2 protein-coding genes are annotated in these 1,535 nt (G+C 50.4%); both read left to right on the top strand.

The window, feature by feature from the left end:
• On the top strand, positions 1–423 hold a 423-nt coding region (locus tag B4F99_RS11455; RefSeq protein WP_290758033.1), incomplete at its 5' end, for an AMP-binding enzyme.
• Positions 420–1,490 carry an o-succinylbenzoate synthase gene (gene menC, locus B4F99_RS11460; RefSeq protein ID WP_290758036.1) on the top strand — a complete coding sequence of 357 codons (1,071 nt, stop codon included), beginning with the start codon at positions 420–422 and terminating at the stop codon, positions 1,488–1,490. The genes B4F99_RS11455 and menC, both read left to right, overlap by 4 nt.
• Positions 1,491–1,535: the final 45 nt, after the last annotated feature.

A 1,535-nucleotide genomic window follows, 5' to 3' on the forward strand; every position in this document is an offset into this window, starting at 1 on the left:
CCGACAATCATGAAAGGCTATTTTCATGATGAAGAGAAAACGGCAGACGCCTTTACAGCAGACGGTTTTTTCAAGACTGGTGACTTAGGACGTTTGGACGCCGATGGATACCTGTATGTCCTCGATCGTCGAAGTGATCTCATCATCTCAGGTGGGGAAAATATTTACCCGGCTGAGGTCGAATCAGCACTTCTCTCGATTGATGGGATTCAAGAAGCAGGTGTCGTCGGACGATTCGATGCTAAATGGGGACAAGTTCCGGTTGCCTTCATCGTAAGTTCACTCGATGAAGCCATCATCCGAACGGAAATCAGTCAATTGCTCGCCAAATATAAATGTCCGGTTGATTACATCTATCATAGCGTTTTGCCACGCAATGCGAACGGTAAACTATTGCGGAAACAACTGAAGGAGTCATTATGAGCATCACCCTCCGGTCTGCCGAATTGTTCGATGTACCACTCGTCTTTCGTCGTCCGATGCAAACAGCACTCTCGACGTTGACAGTACGCCGGACGACGATTTTGCGCCTGACCGATTCGGAAGGAAGAATCGGTTACGGGGAAGGAGTCGCGTTTGATACACCGTGGTATACGTCCGAAACACAACATTCTCTGCAAGGAATCGCTTCACTGCTGTACCAGTTACTTGACCAACCGCTCCATCATCCAGCAGATGTCACGCACCGCTTCCGCATCGTGCAAGGCAATCCGATGGCAAAAGCGATGTTTGAAGGAGCGATTTATGAATTATTCGCAGCAGCTTCCGGACAATCGCTCGCTACGTATCTCGGAGGTGATGAATCATCCCTCGTACCTTGCGGGAAAGCACTCGGACGGGCTTCTGCAACGCAGACCGTCGAAGCCGTCGGACAAGCGATCGCCTCCGGATATGGACGGATCAAGCTGAAGCTCGCTCCGACGGATACTGTCGTTCTTGAGCAAGTACGTGCGGCTTTCCCTGATGCGCCCTTGATGTTTGACGCTAACGGCAGCTTCATAGAAGCAGACTTTCCTTTATTACAGCATTGGGATTCATTCGGTCTCGTTATGATGGAACAACCGCTCGTAGCGTCGGATTGGTCCGGACATCAACGTCTCGCTAAACTCTTGCAGACACCGATTTGTCTAGATGAATCCATCGTCGCTCCAGCGGATGCCGATTTGATGAAGACGCTTCACGCTGGTCAGATTCTGAATATCAAGCCGGCACGTGTCGGTGGGCTGACGAACGCTTTGTCCCTTCGAACAAAAGCGCCCTACTGGCTCGGAGGGATGTTCGAGAGCGGCATCGGACGTCGTCAGACCCTTGCTTTCGCGACACTTCCAGGGCTCGCTTATCCGATCGATATGGCAAGTACGGAGGATTATTTTGAAGAAGATTTGCTCGAGACCCCGTATCATGTCGAACACGGACACATTCGTTATTCCGCTCCAGCCGTATCCGAATCACAGTTAAACAAATTGGCAACGTCCCGGATATCCTTATAATAGGAGCACTACGACGAAAAAGGAGGCTGACTCAAAAAAGAATGA

Source organism: Exiguobacterium sp. UBA3491 (assembly GCF_002377745.1).
In the GTDB taxonomy this organism is placed as follows: domain Bacteria; phylum Bacillota; class Bacilli; order Exiguobacteriales; family Exiguobacteriaceae; genus Exiguobacterium_A.